18 protein-coding genes and 2 pseudogenes are annotated in these 16285 nt (G+C 75.0%); 4 read left to right on the forward strand and 16 right to left on the reverse strand.

What is annotated here, in order from left to right; translation table 11 throughout:
- Positions 1-4: 4 nt before the first annotated feature.
- The 6 genes from AC1C2V_RS05465 to AC1C2V_RS05490 form a co-directional block, all read right to left on the reverse strand.
- The gene (locus AC1C2V_RS05465) at positions 5-901 is read right to left on the reverse strand and encodes a sulfurtransferase (protein ID WP_495388581.1); all 897 of its coding nucleotides are present in this window, start codon (positions 899-901) and stop codon (positions 5-7) included.
- Positions 898-1551, reverse strand: coding sequence for a ribosomal protein S18-alanine N-acetyltransferase (gene rimI / locus AC1C2V_RS05470; RefSeq protein ID WP_495388582.1), 654 nt, complete (start codon positions 1549-1551; stop codon positions 898-900). Before rimI ends, AC1C2V_RS05465 begins: the two co-directional genes overlap by 4 nt.
- Positions 1548-2279: a tRNA (adenosine(37)-N6)-threonylcarbamoyltransferase complex dimerization subunit type 1 TsaB gene (tsaB, locus tag AC1C2V_RS05475; protein WP_495388583.1), complete on the reverse strand. Its 732-nt coding sequence runs from the start codon at positions 2277-2279 to the stop codon at positions 1548-1550. Before tsaB ends, rimI begins: the two co-directional genes overlap by 4 nt.
- Before the next feature lie 73 nt (positions 2280-2352).
- On the reverse strand, positions 2353-2919 hold the full coding sequence (gene tsaE / locus AC1C2V_RS05480; protein WP_495389122.1) for a tRNA (adenosine(37)-N6)-threonylcarbamoyltransferase complex ATPase subunit type 1 TsaE: 567 nt from the start codon (positions 2917-2919) through the stop codon (positions 2353-2355).
- A gap of 8 nt (positions 2920-2927) precedes the next feature.
- Complete coding sequence (alr, locus tag AC1C2V_RS05485) at positions 2928-4211, reverse strand: alanine racemase (protein ID WP_495388584.1); 1284 nt, start codon at positions 4209-4211, stop codon at positions 2928-2930.
- Positions 4212-4225: 14 nt separating this feature from the next.
- The gene (locus AC1C2V_RS05490) at positions 4226-5209 is read right to left on the reverse strand and encodes a pseudouridine synthase (protein ID WP_495388585.1); all 984 of its coding nucleotides are present in this window, start codon (positions 5207-5209) and stop codon (positions 4226-4228) included.
- A 46-nt stretch (positions 5210-5255) separates the two neighbouring features.
- On the opposite strand from AC1C2V_RS05490, the gene AC1C2V_RS05495 reads away from it, so the two are divergent.
- A complete protein-coding gene (locus AC1C2V_RS05495; protein ID WP_495388586.1) occupies positions 5256-5738 on the forward strand; it encodes a glutathione peroxidase in 483 nt (160 codons plus the stop codon).
- Positions 5739-5788: 50 nt separating this feature from the next.
- On the opposite strand, the gene AC1C2V_RS05500 is transcribed toward AC1C2V_RS05495, so the two are convergent.
- The 4 genes and pseudogenes from AC1C2V_RS05500 to AC1C2V_RS05515 all read right to left on the reverse strand — a co-directional run.
- Positions 5789-6394: an acetyltransferase gene (locus AC1C2V_RS05500; protein ID WP_495388587.1), complete on the reverse strand. Its 606-nt coding sequence runs from the start codon at positions 6392-6394 to the stop codon at positions 5789-5791.
- Positions 6391-7221 carry a class I SAM-dependent methyltransferase gene (locus AC1C2V_RS05505; protein WP_495388588.1) on the reverse strand — a complete coding sequence of 277 codons (831 nt, stop codon included), beginning with the start codon at positions 7219-7221 and terminating at the stop codon, positions 6391-6393. The genes AC1C2V_RS05500 and AC1C2V_RS05505 overlap by 4 nt, the downstream gene beginning before the upstream one ends.
- The gene (locus AC1C2V_RS05510) at positions 7218-8360 is read right to left on the reverse strand and encodes an ADP-dependent NAD(P)H-hydrate dehydratase (protein ID WP_495388589.1); all 1143 of its coding nucleotides are present in this window, start codon (positions 8358-8360) and stop codon (positions 7218-7220) included. The genes AC1C2V_RS05505 and AC1C2V_RS05510 overlap by 4 nt, the downstream gene beginning before the upstream one ends.
- Positions 8361-8580: 220 nt before the next feature.
- Positions 8581-9111 (reverse strand): annotated as a pseudogene (locus AC1C2V_RS05515) (NAD(P)H-hydrate epimerase); the annotation flags it as partial.
- Here AC1C2V_RS05515 and AC1C2V_RS05520 point away from each other — a divergent pair.
- Complete coding sequence (locus AC1C2V_RS05520) at positions 9043-10098, forward strand: LLM class F420-dependent oxidoreductase (RefSeq protein ID WP_495388590.1); 1056 nt, start codon at positions 9043-9045, stop codon at positions 10096-10098. The pseudogene AC1C2V_RS05515 and the gene AC1C2V_RS05520 sit on opposite strands and share 69 nt — an antisense overlap.
- 268 nt (positions 10099-10366) lie before the next feature.
- On the opposite strand, the gene AC1C2V_RS05525 is transcribed toward AC1C2V_RS05520, so the two are convergent.
- On the reverse strand, positions 10367-10717 hold the full coding sequence (locus AC1C2V_RS05525; protein WP_495388591.1) for a holo-ACP synthase: 351 nt from the start codon (positions 10715-10717) through the stop codon (positions 10367-10369).
- A 59-nt stretch (positions 10718-10776) separates the two neighbouring features.
- On the opposite strand from AC1C2V_RS05525, the gene AC1C2V_RS05530 reads away from it, so the two are divergent.
- Positions 10777-11607, forward strand: coding sequence for an alpha/beta fold hydrolase (locus tag AC1C2V_RS05530; protein ID WP_495388592.1), 831 nt, complete (start codon positions 10777-10779; stop codon positions 11605-11607).
- 10 nt (positions 11608-11617) lie between these two features.
- On the opposite strand, the gene AC1C2V_RS05535 is transcribed toward AC1C2V_RS05530, so the two are convergent.
- The gene (locus AC1C2V_RS05535; protein WP_495388593.1) at positions 11618-11962 is read right to left on the reverse strand and encodes a pyrophosphatase; all 345 of its coding nucleotides are present in this window, start codon (positions 11960-11962) and stop codon (positions 11618-11620) included.
- 55 nt (positions 11963-12017) lie between these two features.
- Positions 12018-12254: pseudogene (locus tag AC1C2V_RS05540) on the reverse strand (glutamine--fructose-6-phosphate transaminase (isomerizing)); the annotation flags it as partial.
- Positions 12255-12313: 59 nt separating this feature from the next.
- Between AC1C2V_RS05540 and coaA the strand changes: the two are divergent.
- Positions 12314-13282, forward strand: a complete 969-nt coding sequence (gene coaA / locus AC1C2V_RS05545; protein WP_495389123.1) for a type I pantothenate kinase — start codon at positions 12314-12316, stop codon at positions 13280-13282.
- A gap of 6 nt (positions 13283-13288) precedes the next feature.
- Here the strand turns inward: coaA and AC1C2V_RS05550 are convergent, their stop codons facing one another.
- The 3 genes from AC1C2V_RS05550 to glmM all read right to left on the reverse strand — a co-directional run bounded on the left by AC1C2V_RS05550 (position 13289) and on the right by glmM (position 16151).
- Positions 13289-14038: a DedA family protein gene (locus tag AC1C2V_RS05550; RefSeq protein ID WP_495388594.1), complete on the reverse strand. Its 750-nt coding sequence runs from the start codon at positions 14036-14038 to the stop codon at positions 13289-13291.
- Between the two features lie 74 nt (positions 14039-14112).
- The gene (locus tag AC1C2V_RS05555; RefSeq protein WP_495388595.1) at positions 14113-14790 is read right to left on the reverse strand and encodes a peptide deformylase; all 678 of its coding nucleotides are present in this window, start codon (positions 14788-14790) and stop codon (positions 14113-14115) included.
- The gene (gene glmM / locus AC1C2V_RS05560; RefSeq protein WP_495389124.1) at positions 14787-16151 is read right to left on the reverse strand and encodes a phosphoglucosamine mutase; all 1365 of its coding nucleotides are present in this window, start codon (positions 16149-16151) and stop codon (positions 14787-14789) included. The genes AC1C2V_RS05555 and glmM overlap by 4 nt, the downstream gene beginning before the upstream one ends.
- Positions 16152-16285: the final 134 nt, after the last annotated feature.

Here is a 16285-nt window from a genome sequence, read left to right on the forward strand (position 1 = left end):
TTCTCTATCCCGACGGGCTGACCGGCCGCGACGGGTCGTTCGACCACTGCGACCAGGAGCCCGGGTACAGCGCCGCCGGGATGCCCGCGCAGGCCAGGGCCGCGACCTCGTGCGACGCCGTCACGCCGGAGCCGCAGTAGACGCCGACGGCCGGCTCCGCCGCCTGCTCCGACCCGGCAGCGCCGAGCCCGAGGTCGGCGAACCGCCCGGCGAGCGCTGCGTCGTCGAGGAACGTCCCGTCGTCGCGGAGGTTCGCCGCGGTCGGCGCCGAGACGGCGCCGGGCACGTGCCCGGCCTGCGGGTCCACCGGTTCCGTCTCGCCGCGGTAGCGCTCGGCCGCGCGGGCGTCCAGCAGCGTGCCGCTCTCGGCCAGCTCGGCCGCGTCGTCCGCGTCCAGCACCGGCAGGTGCCCCGGGTGCACGACCAGGTCCCCCGGCGCGTGCACCACGTCGCCGCCCTCAAGCGCGAACCCGGCTCGCACCCACGCGGGCAGGCCGCCGTCGAGGATCCGCACGTCCGCTACCCCGAAGTACCGCAGCAGCCACCACGCCCGCGCCGCGGACAGGCCGCCCACCGTGTCGTAGACGACGACGCGCGACCCCTCGCGCACGCCCCAGGCGCGGGCGCTGCGCTGGAACGACGACGCGGACGGCAGCGGGTGCCGCCCCTCGGCCGGAGACGGCTCCGCGGCCAGCTCGCTCTCCATGTCGACGTACACGGCACCCGGCAGGTGCCCCTCGAGGTAGCGCTCGCGGCCGTCGGTCATGCCGAGCGCCCAGCGCACGTCCAGCAGCACGGGCACCCCGGCGGCCGGGTCCGGCCCCGTGCCGACCTGCAGGTCCGCGGCGAGCTCGGCGACGTCCGCCAGGATCCGGGACCGGGCGGGGCTCACGTCGTTCATGCGGCGTCTCCCACCGGCGTGTCGGGCCCGTCGCCGGGGTCGGTGCCGGGGTCGGTGCCGGGACCGATGCCGGGACCGATGCCGGGACCGCCGTCCGCGGCCGCCTGGGCCGGTACATTGCGCGCGGCCGACAGATCCAGGCGCATCGTGAAGGCGTCCTTGTCCTCGGGCTGGTAGTACCGCTTGCGCAGCCCGATCCGCTCGAAGCCGAAACGCTCGTACAGGGCGAGCGCCGGCCCGTTGTCCACCCGCACCTCGAGCAGCACCGCGCCCGCCCTCAGCTTCCGCGACCGGTCGATCAGCGCCTCCAGCAGGGCGCGGCCCACGCCGTGCCGCTGGTAGTGGGGGTCGACGCCGATGGTCATGACCTGCGCGACGTCACCGTCGAACCACAGGCCCGCGTATCCCACGACGGGCTTGCGGCCCGGCCCGTACACGGCCGCGGCGTCGGGGCCGGTCGGCTCCGCGACGACATACCACCGGCCGAGCGCAGCGAGCTCGTCGGCGAGCATGCCGTACGTCCAGGCGCTCGCGCCGAAGAGCACGCGCTCCAGCTGCAGTACCCGGTCGAAGTCCGCGCTCGCCAGCGGGCGCAGCCGGCACGACGGCGCGTACACCTGCTGCACCACGCGGGGCAGGTCGGCGCTCATGCCGGGCTCCCGGTGGCCGGCACCAGCCGCGCGGGCGCGGGCTCCTGCACGTCGGGACGACGCAGGTACAGCGGGTCGGTGGGCAGCTCCGCGCCGGCGGCGCGCCGAGCGAGCGCGAGGCGCGCCAGCACGGCTGCGTCGGGCACGAGCGGGGCGTCCTCGTCGGCCGGCAGGTGCTCGGGGTACAGCGTGGCGCCCTCCCCCACGACGACGAGCCGCCCGTCTGCAGGAGCGTCCTCGAGCCGGGCCGCCAGGTCGGCGGCCTTGTCCACGCCGGGGCCCGCCAGGGTCTCGACGACGGGCACCCCGTGCGGCCCCTCGTGGGCGACGACGCGGTAGTGCGCCCAGTAGACCTCCTTGCGGCGGGCGTCGGTCGCGACGAGCACCTCGTCGCCCGGCGCCAGCCCGAGGTCGGCGACCGCCTGCACCGCGACCACGTCGATGCTCGGCACCCCGAGCACCTCGACCCCGAGGCTGAGTGCCAGGGTGCGCGCCGTCACGAGCCCGACGCGCAGGCCGGTGAACGGCGCGGGGCCGGTGCCGACGACCACGGCCGTCAGGGCGGTGCGGTCGAGCCCGGCCTCGTCGAGCGCCTCAGCCACGAGGGGGCCGAGCGACTCGGCGTGCCGACGGCGCTCGTCGGCCGAGCGGGAGGCGAGCCGGGTGCCGGTCTCGTCGACGAGGGCGACGGCGACGGCTGCAGAGGTGTCCAGAGCGAGAACTGCCACGGCCCCAGCCTACGTTTCCCGCGAGATATAGCGCGAACACGCGAGATGGAGAACCCCTCCCCGCGAGGGTTCTCTATCTCGCGACGAGGGCGGCGAGGTCGACGCCGGCCCAGCGCGGCCCGACGCCCCGCAGCGTCGCGTGTCGCGTGCCCGCGCCCGGATCCTCGGCCAGATCCTCGGCCAGGTCTTCGGCACCGTCCTCCGTGGCGTCGGCGGCGCCCGCGGCGCGGCCGCGCGGGCGCTCGAGGTCGATCTCCAGGCGGTCCTCGGTGAGTGCCTCGGCCAGGCCCTGGCCCCACTCGACGACGGTCACCGACTCGTCGAGCGACGAGTCCAGGTCGAGCGCGTCGAGCTCGTCCAGGCCGCCCAGCCGGTAGGCGTCGACGTGCACCAGCGCCGGTCCGCGCGAGCCGTCGACGCGGGGCAGCGGCGGGTGCTCGCGCGCCACGATGAACGTCGGCGACGCCACGTGGCCGCGCACGCCCAGCGCGGCGCCGAGCCCCTGGGTGAGCGTCGTCTTGCCCGCCCCCAGGTCTCCCGTGAGGATCACGAGGTCGCCCGCCCGGAGCACACCCGCCAGCGCCGCCCCCAGCGCCCGTGTCCGCTCCGCGTCCGGCAGCTCGGCCTCCGCCCGCGCCATGACGTCGCTCACCGCTGCACTTCCTTCCCCGTGTCCATCTCTGTGCCGATCTCTGTGCCGGCCCCGACGTGGACGCGCGGCGCGCGCGCCCCGATCCCGGTGACGATCTCGTAGCTGATGGTGTCCGCCGCGCGGGCCCAGTCCTCCGCGTTCGGCACGACCGCGCCGCGTTCGACGCCGTCCGACGCCCCGAAGAGCGTCACGACGTCCCCGGCCCGCTCGTCCGCCCCCGGCCCGAGGTCCAGCACGAACTGGTCCATGCAGACGCGTCCCGCCACACGCAGCACCCGGGCGGAGCCACCGCGCGCGGGGTCTCCCCGCCCGACCCCGACCGGGCCGCCGACGCCGAGCTCCCCGCCCGAGGCGTGCCGCTGGATGCCGTCGGCGTACCCCAACGGCACCACGCCGAGCCGCGTGTCCTGCGTCGTCGTGTACTGGAGCCCGTAGGAGACGCCGTGCCCGGCCGGCATGTCCTTGACGGTGGCGAGCCGCGCCTGCAGCGTCATCGCGCCCCGCAGGCCGTAGTCGCCGGGCACGCCGAGCTGCGGCACGGGCGAGTGTCCGTAGACGGCGATGCCCGGGCGGACCAGGTCGTAGTGCAGGCGAGGGTCGGTGAGCACGGCCGCGGAGTTGGCGAGGTGGCGGACCTCGATGCGCAGGCCGGCGGCCTCGGCGGCGGCGACTGCGTCGTCGAAGGCGCGGGCCTGCAGGGCGATCGACGGGTGCCCGGGGTCGTCCGCGCACGCCAGGTGCGACATGACGCCCACCACCCGCAACACGCCCTCGGCCTCCAGCGCGGCCGCCCGGCGCACGACGTCGGGCAGGTCGGCGGGCATGATCCCGCTGCGCCCGAGCCCGGTGTCCACCTTGAGGTGCACCCGCGCCGGTGCGCCCGCCGCCCGCGCACCGGCGGCGACCTCGTCGAGCGCCCAGGGTGCGGCGACACCGACGTCCACCCGCGCGGTCACCAGGCGCTCGAACGGCGCGCCGGGGGCGCACAGCCAGGTCATCACGCGGGCATCGGCGGCCGCGATCCCGCCGGCGCGGAGCGCGAGCGCCTCGGCCGGCACGGCCGTGCCGAGCCAGGTCGCGCCGCCCGCGAGCGCCGCCCGGGCCACCGGCAACATCCCGTGCCCGTACCCGTCGGCCTTGACCACCGCCATCACCGCGGCGGAGGGCGCCTGGCCGGCCAGCGCGCGCACGTTGTCGCACACGGCCGCCAGGTCGATCACGGCGCGGGCCAGGAGGTCGTCGGGGAAGGGTGGGACCACGGAGCTCAGGTCGGTGCTCACGGTCAAGAATTCTCTCACCGCTCGGCACCGGGCCACTCGCGCAGCCGGCGCCGGGAGCGGAACTCCCGGCGGGTCCCACTGATCGGGTCGGCGAACGCGAGCGAGCGCGCGAGGAGCTGCAGGGGGCGATCGGGGTCGTCCGGTGCGTCCTCGCGCAGCTGGGGCCAGAACGGGTCGTGCAGCAGGGGCAGCCCGAGGGAGGCCATGTGCAGGCGCAGCTGATGCGTCTTGCCGGTGTGCGGCTCGAGCCGGTAGAAGCCCAGGCCGCGGGCGTCGTCGCGCGCGACGAGCGTGATCCGCGACTCGGCGTTCGGCTCCCCCGGCTCCGCCTGCGCCCGCACGACGCCGCGGTGCTTGACGATGCGCGAGCGCACCGTCGTCGCGCCCTCCGCCCCGAGCCGTGCGTCCGCCTCCGTGCCCGCCGCCGGCAGCGGCGCCACCGCCTCGTAGACCTTGCGCACCGCGCGGTCCTGGAACGCCGTCTGGTACGCGCCGCGCACCTCGGGCCGCAGCGTGAGCACGAGGACGCCGGCCGTGGGCCGGTCCAGCCGGTGCGCGGGCACCAGGTCCGGCAGGTCGAGGGTGGCGCGCAGGTGCACCAGCACCGTGCGGGTCACCCACCGCCCGCGCGGCATCGTCGCGACCAGGTGCGGCTTGTCCACCACGAGCAGGTCGTCGTCGCGGTGCAGCACCTCCAGGTCGTCGAGGGCGGGCACCTCGGGCTCGTCGGCGGGCGGGTCGCGGTACAGGTAGAGGAAGCCGCGCGGCTCGTACGGGGTGTCGTGGTCGACGACGGCGCCCGCCCCCGTCACGACCTCGCCCGCGGCGACCTTCTCCGCCAGGCGGCCGGCGTCGTGCGGGAACCGGTCCAGCAGGTACTGGGTCGCGGTGGCGTAGCGGGCCGTGCTCGCCGCGTCGTGGGGCAGCACCAGCCGGGTCGGGTTGAGCCCGTCGCGGACCGGGAGCGGCGGGCGGTGCGGGCGCGGGCGGTCTGACACTCCTCCATTCTCCCGCGCACCTCGCCCCGCGCGGCATGATGAGGGCATGAGCCTCTACGACATCCCGTTCGAGCGCATGGACGGCACCACGGCGTCGCTGGCCGAGCATCGCGACGACGTGGTGCTCGTGGTCAACGTCGCGTCACGCTGCGGGCTGGCACCGCAGTACACAACCCTGGAGGAGCTGCAGAAGACATACGCCGACCGCGGGTTCACGGTGGTGGGATTCCCCAGCAACCAGTTCCTGCAGGAGCTGTCCACCGACGAGAAGGTCGCCGAGTTCTGCTCCACCACCTACGGCGTGACGTTCCCCGTCGTCTCCCGGGTCCGGGTGAACGGCCGGCACACCCACCCGCTGTACGCCGAGCTGAAGAAGGCCGCGGACGACGGCGGTCACTCGGGCCGCGTCCGGTGGAACTTCGAGAAGTTCGTCGTCCTGCCCGGCGGCGAAGTGCACCGGTTCTCCCCGCAGACGGTGCCGGACGACCCCGCCGTCGTCGGGCTGATCGAGAAGTCCCTGCCGAGGTAGTTCGAGTCTCGCCGACGTAGTTCGGGCCCCCCTCGAGGTAGTTCAACCGGTTACGGCGCGACCAGGTGCAGCCAGCGCTCCGTGACCACGTAGCCCAGGGCCTCGTTCGCGAGCCGCGAGCCCGCGTTGATGCCTGCCCCTCCGGTGCCGAAGCGCGTGTGCCCGGCGCCGGCGAGGGCGAGCACCGCCGCGCCCTTGACCGCCGTGGCGAGGCCGCGACGCCGCGCCCGGGCGCGGGTCACCGTGAAGTCGACGTCGACCCGGTCCGCGACCAGGTAGTGCACGGTTGCCGCGTCCAGCCGGCCGTCCGCGGCGCGGGCCCCGAACGCCCAGCGCTCGCCGGCCGCCAGCGCGGCGGCGAACTTCGCAGCGTCGGGCACGTCGTGCGACGTCGCCGCGGTCCGCGGGTAGTCGGACGCCGCGCCGGCGTCGAGGTCGACGACGTCCGCCGCGTCCTCGACGGCGAGCTCGCCGACGGTCCAGCCCCCGGCACGCGCGGCGTCCACCGCGGCGCGGCACGTCGCCAGCACGGCGGGGGTGACGGTCAGCCGCGCGCCCCACGACTCCGCCTCGATGCGGGCCCCGGCGTCGAGCAGGCACGCCGCCTCCGGGTCGTCGGAGCGCAGGATCCGCACGGCGGGGAGGTTCGTCGTCACCGGCCGACCGTAGCAGCGTCGTCCCGGCGGCGGTCATTCGTTGTCATCGGCCGGCTCACGACCAGCACCAGCGAGCCGTCGAGGTGCGCCTGCGTGCGCAGGTGCCCGAACCGGCGGTCCCACTCGCCCGAGGCGAGGTCCGCGCCGAGCCGCTCCACGAACCGCTCCTCGACGTCCGGCCCCACGAAGCTCCACGCCGAATTCGCCTGCCGCGCGCCCGGGTCGAGCAGGCCCTCCGGGCGGCCGTAGTAGGCCTCGCTGAACCGGTCCACGCACCCGAGCGGGATCGGCAGCCCCGCGACCTCGACGCCCCCTCCGAGCCCGGACCCGATGCGGTCGACAGCAGGGTAGCGACCCGCCTCGGTCTCGATCAGCTCGGGCGCGTACTCGTGCAGCCAGAACCGGTCGAGGCGCGCCGGGTCGCACGTCATGACCACCACCGGGCCGGTCGCGACCCGGCGCAGCTCGCGCAGCCCGGCGTCGAGGTCGGGCCACTGATGCACGGAGAACGTCGTCATGGCCGCGTCGAACGCGCCGTCGGGGAACGGCAGTACCTCGGCCGTCGCGTCGACGGCGACCGGCAGGTGCGCGGGTCGTTGGGCGCGCATCGTGGCCGACGGCTCCGCAGCGGTGACGTCGCGGTCGCGCGGCTCGTACGACCCGGCGCCCGCGCCCACGTTCAGCACGGTGCGTACGTCGCCGAGCGCCGCCGCGATCGCCGCGGCGAACTCCGGCTCGGGCCGCCGGTACTCGGTGTACCCGCCGCCGATGGCGCCGTAGTCGACGTCCCCGGCGGAGCCGTCGGTCCTGCGTGCGGTGGTCGTCATGGGGCTCCCTGGGGTCGGCGGGTCGGCGGGCCTTCCGCCGACAGTAGTCCGGCGATCTCACCTGGCACGGCGTTCGCCACGTCGAGCGCGGCGACGGGTCCGCCGGGGTTCGCCCGGTGCCCGGCGCGGCCGTGCACGAGCGCCGCGGCGGCGGCCACCTCGGCCGCGAGCGCCGGTCGCCCGACCACCTCCTCCGCACGGGCCGCCAGCATCGCGCCCAGCACGCCGGCCAGGACGTCGCCGGAGCCGGCCGTGGCGAGCCAGCCCGGGCCGTCGGCCTGCGCGTACGCCACCCCGGGCCCGACGACGACGGTCACCCCGCCCTTGAGCAGCAGGGTCGCGCCCGTGAGCTCGTGCGCCCGCCGCGCCCAGCGCAGCGGCTCGGCCTCGACGTCCGCGCGGCGCACGCCCTCGCCGCGGGAGCACAGCAGCGTCGTCAGCTCGCCGGCGTGCGGGGTGAGGACGAACCACGGCGGGCTGACGTCGTCGAGCAGCCCGAGCCCGCCCGCGTCGACGACGGCGGGCACGGGCGCGCCGGCGGTGCCCGCGAGGCGGCCCGCGGCGGCGGCCAGCCCCGCCCGTCCGCGCTCGTGCTGCCCGTCGTCGAGCCCGCCGTCCTCGCCCTCGTGCACCGTCTCCGGCCCGCCCGGGACACCCGCGCCCACCACCCACGACTGCACCCTCCCCGGCGCGGTGACGACCTCCGGGCGCGCGGCGAGCACCGCCCGCCCGACGCTCTCCGAGCCGCGGTAGCGCACCATCCCGGCGCCCGCGCGCACGGCGGCCGTGGTCGTGAGCACCGCGGCGCCGGGGAACGTGGCGGTGCCGGCCACGATCCCGACCACCCCGCGCGTGTACTTCTGGTCCGCGCCGCCGGGCACCGGCCACGACCGGCCGACGTCGTCGGGCGTCAGCCTGCGCACGGCCGGGCCGCCGCCGGGGCCGGGTCCCGGCTCAGGTCCCGGCTCGGGTCCGAGGTCGAGGCCGATGTCTACCACGCTCAGCTCCCCCACCAGCCCGGCGGCCGGCGGCAGCAGCAGGCCGGGCTTGGCCGCGCCGAAGGTCACCGTGCGGTCCGCGGCCAGCACCGGCCCGGCCACCGCGCCGTCGTCCACCCCGATGCCGGACGGCACGTCCACCGCCACCACCCACGGCCCCCGGCCCGCTGTGGGCGCGAGATCGGGGACTGTCGCGCCGCCGATAGTCCCCGATCTCGCACCCTTCCACTCTCCACCGTCCCTTCCCCAACCCGGGTTCCTTCCTGCACTCCCACCCCCCCCCCCCCGCGCCCACAGCGTCGTGCAGGGCGGTGACGAGGTCGGCGGCGAGGCCGCGCAGGGCGCCGCGAGCGCCGATGCCGACGAGGCCGTCCAGGACGACGTCGGCCCGCACGGCGTCGTCGGCCGCCACACCCAGGCGCTCGGGCGCGGCGAACAGCTCGACCACCCGGCCCCCCGCCCGCTCCAGCGCGGCACGGCCGCCGGCGTGGAACCGCTCGGAGGTCAGCACGGCCGTGACCGCGATCCCCCGGCGCGAGAGCACCGCGCCGGCGTGCAGGGCGTCGCCCCCGTTGTTGCCGGCGCCCACCAGCAGCACGACACGGGTGTCCCGGACCGCGCGCCGGAGCCCCGCCACGTCGCGCAGCACCAGCGTCGCGAGGGCGAACGACGCGCGCTCCATCAGCGGCACGCCGGCGGCGAGCAGCGGCTCCTCGGCGGCGCGGACGTCGGCTGCGGACCAGGCGGAGATCATGGGACGCATCCTGCCGCGCGCCGACGCGTCCCGCAGCGTCTCCGCAGGCCGGGGCATAGGCTTCCGGGCATGCGATTCGGACTCTTCATCCCGCAGGGCTGGCGCCACTCGCTCACCGACATCCCGCCGGAGCAGCATTGGGAGACGATGCTGTCCCTGCTCCACTACGCCGACAATGCCGCGGCCGGGGAGCCGATCCCCGGCGGCCCGTGGGCCTGGGACTCCGTGTGGGTCTTCGATCACTTCCACACCGTCCCCGTGCCGAGCACCGAGGCCACGCACGAGGCATGGACGCTGATGGCGGCGTTCGCGGCGACGTCGCAGCGCGTGAAGCTGGGCCAGATGTGCACGTGCATGTCGTACCGGAACCCGGCGTACCTGGCGAAGGTCGCCTCGACGGTCGACGCGATCTCCGGCGGCCGTGCGCAGCTGGGCATCGGGGCCGGCTGGTACGAGCACGAGTGGCGCGCGTACGGCTACGGCTTCCCGCGCGCGGGCGAGCGCCTGCGAGCGCTCGACGAGGGCCTGCAGATCATCACGCAGATGTGGCGCACCGGGAGCTCCGGGAAGTTCGACGGCGAGCGCTACCAGGTGGACGGCGCCCTGTGCTACCCGCAGCCCCTGCAGCGGCTGCCCGTCGGCGACGGCGGCGCCGAGGTGCCGAGCATCCCGCTGTGGGTCGCGGGCGGCGGCGAGAAGAAGACGCTGCGCATCGCCGCGCGGTTCGCGCAGTACACCAACTTCGACGGCTCCCCCGAGGGCTTCTCGCGCAAGTCGACGATCCTCGAGCAGCACTGCCGCGACGTGGGTCGTGACTTCGGCGAGATCACCCGCTCGTCCGACTACAACGTCGTCATCGGGGAGAACCAGGCGGAGGTGGACGACCGCTTCGCGTGGATCGAGTCGCACTTCCGCAAGCACGCCCCCGGCGAGAAGGGCGAGCAGGAGATCGCGAACTGGCGCAACAGCCCGCTCGTCGGCACGCCCGAACAGGTCGTCGAGGCACTGACCGACCTGCAGTCGCGCGGCATGACCTACGCCATCAACTACTTCCCCAACGCCGCGGCCGACCGGGACCAGATCGAGCTGTTCCAGCGCCAGGTCATCCCCGCCCTGCAGGACTGACCGGGCTCACGGGGCGGAGCAGCTCGGCGAAACGGCCGGTCGCGAACTGCACCAGCTCGCCGCGGCGTCGAAGAGACGGCAGACCGCCCGGCCCACGGTGACCGACGACGTCGTCCCCCCGCCTCGAACTCCGCGCCCACGATGGGGAACAGGGTGTCGAGGTCGTCGGTCACATCGGTGGTCTCGACCCAGACCCGTTCGCTCGCGACCATCGCCGGCAACCGGCGCAGCTTCCGGCGACGGGCGCGGAGCTGCACGACGGGCGACGTCAGCCCTCGGCGACCACCATGGCGGACGCGATGCCCGCGTCGTGGGAGATGGACAGGTGCCAGGCCTTCACGCCGAGCTCGTCGGCGCGCGCCTGTACCGTGCCGCGCAGCTCGACCTCCGGCGGGCCGCCGACCACCCGGTGCACGGTGGCGTCGTGCCAGTGCATGTTCCCCGGGGCCCCCAGCGCCTTCGCGATGGCCTCCTTCGCGGCGAATCGGGCGGCCAACGACGAGGCCGGCAGGTCGCGCTCGGCCTCGGTGAAGAGCTTCTCCCGCAGGCGCGGCACCCGCTCGACGGTCGCCATGAACCGGGCGACGTCCACCACGTCGATGCCCACGCCGATGATCATGCGGCTCAGCCTAGGTGCCCCCAGGGCCGGTGTCGGTGCCCGGCCGTAGGGTCCCGCCCATGTTCGTCGACGCCGCAGGGTCCCGGGTCCACTACGTCGAGCGGGGCGCACCGGCGGGGCAGGACGTGCCCACGCTCGTGCTGCTGCACGGGTTCCCCGTGGACCACCGGCTCATGCTCACTGCGTTCGAGGGTGTGCTCGCGTCCCGCCCTGGCTGGCGGCGCGTCTACCTCGACCTGCCGGGGATGGGCGCCAGCCGGCCGTCCGGGGTGGGGAGCACCGACGACGTGCTCGCGGTCGTCCGGTCCGCGATCGACCAGCTGGCGCCGGGCCCGTACGTCGTCGTCGGCGAGTCGTACGGCGGGTACCTCGCGCGCGGGCTGGTGGCCGCCGACCCGGAACGGGTCCGGGGCATCGCGCTGCTGTGCCCCGTGATCGTGCCCGAGCACGCGCAGCGCGACGTTCCGCAGCACCGGGTGCTGGTCCGTGACCCAGAGCTGCTGCGCGAGGTCGGCGCCGACGCCCTCGACGCGGACGACGTCGGCGTGGTGCAGACGCACGAGACGTGGCGGCGCACCGAGGCCGAGGTGGCGCCCGGTCTCGCCGCGGCCGACCCGGACACGGTCCGGCGGGTCGGGTCGCACTACGCCGGGACGTTCCCGCTCGAGCCTCGCCCCTTCGGGAGCCCCACGCTCTTCCTGCTCGGCCGCCAGGACTCCTCGACCGGCTATCGCGACGCCTGGCGCGTCCTCGAGCACTACCCGCACGCCACGTTCGCCGTCCTCGACCGGGCGGGGCACAACCTACAGATCGAGCAGCCGGCGCTGTTCGACGCCCTCGTGGGCGAGTGGCTAGACCGCGTCGAGGAGGCAGCCGGTCAGGCGGCTTAGCGGCGGGTGCTCAGCGCGGCGCCCGCACTCCGGCCTCGTCCTGCGGCTCCACCAGGTGCCGGTACCGGAACCACTTGCGATCCACCTCGGCCTCGAGGTCGACGTCGAACCGGCGCGCCACGAGCAGCAGCTGCGCCAGCACGTCGGCGAGCTCGGCCCGGAACGCCCCGTCGACCTCACGCCCGTCCCCGCGGTCGCGCGACCGCCCCGATCGGGCGAGGTACGCCTGCGTCAGCTCGCCGACCTCCTCGTGCAGCTTGAGCACCAGCCAGTCGTCGGTGCGCTCGATGCCGAAGCGCCGCTCGTACACCCGCGAGATGATCTCGACCTCGTCGCTCAGCTCCGCCAGGTCCATGCGCCGATCATGCCCCTTCGACGGTCGGCCAGGTGGTCGGCGCCCGGAGGTCGGCTCACTCGACGGTGACGGACTTCGCCGGGTTGCGGGGCTGGTCGACGTCGAGCCCCTCGGCACCGGCGAGCGCCATGGCGAAGATCTGCAGGAGCACGACGGCGAGCAGCGGCTGCAGCAGCGTCGGGGCCTTCGGGATCCAGAAGATCCCCGCCGCGGACCGGCTCACCTGGTCGTCGCCGTCCTCCGCGATGACGAGGGTGCGAGCACCCCTGACCCGCCCGAGTTGCAGGAGCGACCGGTGGCTCGGGCAGAATCGTGCGGGTGGCACCGCAGTCCTCCGACACCGCTCCCGGCATCCCGCCCCTGGGCGAGCATCTGACCCGGCTCGCGCCGGCCTCGCCGTACGTCGACCTCGACCGTGCGGCGTGGAGCCGGCTGTCCTCGTCGACCCCGCTCCCGCTCACCGACGCCGACGTCGTACGCCTCCGCGGGCTGGGCGACCCGATCGACCTGGCCGAGGTGGACGCCGTCTTCCGGCCCCTGTCCCGGCTGCTCAACCTGTACGTCGCGGCGAGCTCCGGCCTGCACCGCGCCACCTCGACGTTCCTGCACGAGGACCCCCCGCGCACCCCGTACGTCATCGGCGTCGCCGGGTCGGTCGCCGTGGGCAAGTCGACGACGGCGCGCGTGCTGCGCGAGATGATGGCCCGCTGGCCGGACACGCCGCACGTCGAGCTGGTCACCACCGACGGGTTCCTCTACCCCAACGCCGAGCTGCAGCGCCGCGGGATCATGGACCGCAAGGGCTTCCCGGAGTCCTACGACCGCCGGGCCCTCATCCGCTTCCTGTCGCGCATCAAGGCCGGGCAGGCGGAGGTGCGGGCCCCCGTCTACTCGCACGTCACGTACGACATCGTGCCGGGCGAGGAGGTCGTGGTCCGCAAGCCCGACGTGTTGATCGTCGAGGGTCTGAACGTGCTCCAGCCCGCGCGTCCCTCGGCGGTGGACGAGTCGACGGTCGCGGTGAGCGACTTCTTCGACTTCTCCATCTACGTCGACGCCCGTACCCGCAACATCCGGCAGTGGTACGTGGAACGCTTCCTGCAGCTGCGCAAGACGGCGTTCAGCAAGCCCGAGTCGTACTTCCGGCGCTACGCCGACCTGTCCGACGCCGAGGCGACGGAGCGGGCGCTGTCCATCTGGGAGTCGATCAATGCGCCCAACCTCGAGCACAACGTGCTGCCCACGCGCGGCCGCGCCACGCTGGTGCTCACGAAGGGCCCGGACCACTCCGTGCAGCGGGTGCGGCTGCGCAAGCTGTGAGGGCGCTCAGGCGGCCCGGCGCGTGGACTCGTCGTCCGCCTGGTCGTGCTGGTCGGCAGGCACCGCCCGGACCTTCGCCGGCCCGGTGACGCGCTGCACCACCTGGTCCACGAGGACGCCGATCAGCACGCCCGCTCCCACCCCGACGGCCATCGCGAGCAGCGTGTTGTGGCCGAGCCACGACGCGGCGGCCAGGCCGATCAGCATCGAGTAGATGCCCCACGTGACGGCGGCGATCGCGGAGTAGACCATGAAGCGGCGCCGGGGGTAACCCACAGCCCCGGCGGTCATGTTGACCGCCACCCGGCCGATCGGGACGTAGCGGGCCGCCAGGATGAACGACGCCCCCCGGTGGTCGAGCGCGTGCCGCGCCCAGGCGACGGACTTGCGCCCGCGCGGGCTGCGCAGGATGCGGATCCGGTCGGTGCCGACGACGCGCCCGATCTGATAGGCGATCTGGTCGCCCGTCCAGGCGCCGGCGATGGCGAGAGCCAGCACACCGGGCAGCCAGGGCATGCCCGTGGAGTGCGAGAGCACGGTCAGCGTGATGATGACGGACTCGCTGGGGATCGGCGGGAAGAAGCCGTCGACGGTCGCGGAGACGTACATCGCCGGGTAGATCCACACGGACGCGCCCAGGTCGAGGATCCAACTCTCCAGCTGACCCAGCATCGTCGACAGAGTCTCCAGCACGGTCCCTCGGTTCGTCGGCCGGGAGGATGCCTCCGGCGGTCGCACGACGCCGAACGGCGTCACGACTCCAGCCTAGGCAGAGTCGCCGCACAGGCTGCATGGGGATTTCCCCCGGTTCCACCCTGAACGCCGAATGTTCACCTCAGTTCCACGAACCCCTGTTCCACGACCGGGCCGTAGCGCACGAGGTTCTCGTTCGAGGTCAGCGTGCGCAGCCGCGCGTGGTCGAGGTAGAGCTCGCCGGCCAGGTGGTCGGTCTCGTGCTGCGCGATGCGGGCGGGCCAGCCGGTGAGCACCTCGTCGATCGGCGCGCCGGTCTCGTCGCGGCCAGTCAGCCGCACCCGGCGGTGCCGCGCCACGACGGCCTGCCACCCGCTGACGGACAGGCAGCCCTCGTGGAACGCGACCCGCTCGGGCTCGCCGTCCGGGCCGGGCACCGGCTCGTACCGCGGGTCGATCAGCACCCGGAACGGCAGCGGCGTCCGCTCGCGCGGGTCGTCGACGTCCGTTCCGGCGTCCTCGACCACGGCGATCGCGAGCCCGATGCCGACCTGGGGCGCGGCGAGGCCGACGCCGGATGCGGCGTGCATCGTGCGCCGCATCGCGTCGATCAGCCGCGGCAGCACGTCGCCGAGCCCGCCCGCGTACGGCGCGGCCGGGGTGCGCAGCACCGGCGCGCCGGCCTGCACGATCGGCAGGATGCCCGTGCCGGGCCCGTCGGCCGCGGCGTCGGCGCGGTCGAGCAGGTCGACGACGGCGGCGCGCAGGGCGGCGTCACCCGAGGCCTCGTCCGCGGCCGGCAGGCCGTCGGTCACAGGGCCAGCCGGTCGCGGACGACGGCGGCGAGCCGGTCCGCCACGCTGTCGGCCTGGGCTTGCGTCGCGGCCTCGACCATGACGCGGACGAGCGGCTCGGTGCCGGACGGACGCAGCAGCACCCGGCCGGTCTCGCCGAGGTGCGTCTCCGCCTTCTGGATCGCGGCGCGCACGCCCTCGTCGTCGCCCGCCCGGTCCTTGTCCACGCCCTTGACGTTGACGAGCGTCTGGGGCAGCCGCGGGACCTCGACGGCGAGGTCGGCCAGACGGCGGCCGGTCGCTTTGACGCGGGCCGCCAGGTGCAGCGCCGTGAGCACGCCGTCGCCGGTCGTGGCGTGGTCGGCCAGGATGATGTGGCCCGACTGCTCACCGCCCAGCCCGTACCCGTGCGCGCGCATCTCCTCGAGCACGTGTCGGTCGCCCACGCCCGTCTGCACCGTCGCGATGCCGGCGTCGCGCATGGCGAGCAGCAGGCCCAGGTTGCTCATCACCGTCACGACCAGCGTGTCGGACGGGAGCCGCCCCTCGTCCTTGAGCCCCCGCGCGAGGATTCCGAGGATCTGGTCGCCGTCCACGAGTACGCCACCGTGGTCGACGGCGAGGCAGCGGTCCGCGTCGCCGTCGAAGGCGACCCCGAAGTCCGCCTCGGCCGCCACGACCACGGCCTGCAGCTGCTCGGGGTGGGTCGAGCCGGCCTTCTCGTTGATGTTGCGCCCGTCCGGGCTGGCGTTGATGACGACGACGTCCGCGCCGGCCTCCCGCAGCGCGTCGGGACCTACCTGGCTCGCCGCGCCGTTGGCCGCGTCGACGGCGATGCGCAGGCCGTCCAGGGGCCGGAAGTCCGGCGTCGTGCCGACGCTGGCCACGAGGTGCTCCACGTACTGCTGGGCGGCCACGCCCGCGTCGGAGCGCATGCGCCCGACGTCCGCGCCGACGGGGCGCTCCCAGTCCTGGCCCAGGCGCGCCTCGATCTCGTCCTCGGCGGTGTCGGCGAGCTTGTGGCCCCCGCGGGCGAAGAACTTGATCCCGTTGTCCGGCATCGCGTTGTGGGAGGCGGAGATCATCACGCCGAGGTCCATGTCCATTGCCCCGACGAGGTGGGCGAGCGCCGGCGTCGGGATCACGCCGAGGTTGACGACGTCGACGCCGGAGCTGGCCAGCCCCGCACCGACGGCGGCGGAGAGGAACTCGCCGGACGCCCGCGGGTCACGCCCGACGACCGCGCGGGGCCGGTGGCCGGTGAACTCGCCGGAGCTGCCCAGGACGTGCGCCGCAGCGCTGCCGAGCCCGAGGGCCAGCTCCGCCGTGACGTCCCGGTTGGCCAGTCCACGGACCCCGTCCGTGCCGAACAGTCGCACGATGTCTCCTCCTCCGAGCACGCGGCACCCTTCGGCCTGCGCGCCACCACGGCCACCCCGGACGGGCGCCGCACCGATCGTAGCCGGACGTGCGGACGGCCCCGCCGGAGTGTTCCGACGGGGCCGTCCGTGCGCTG

The sequence above is a fragment of the Isoptericola sp. Y541 genome, from assembly GCF_059445465.1.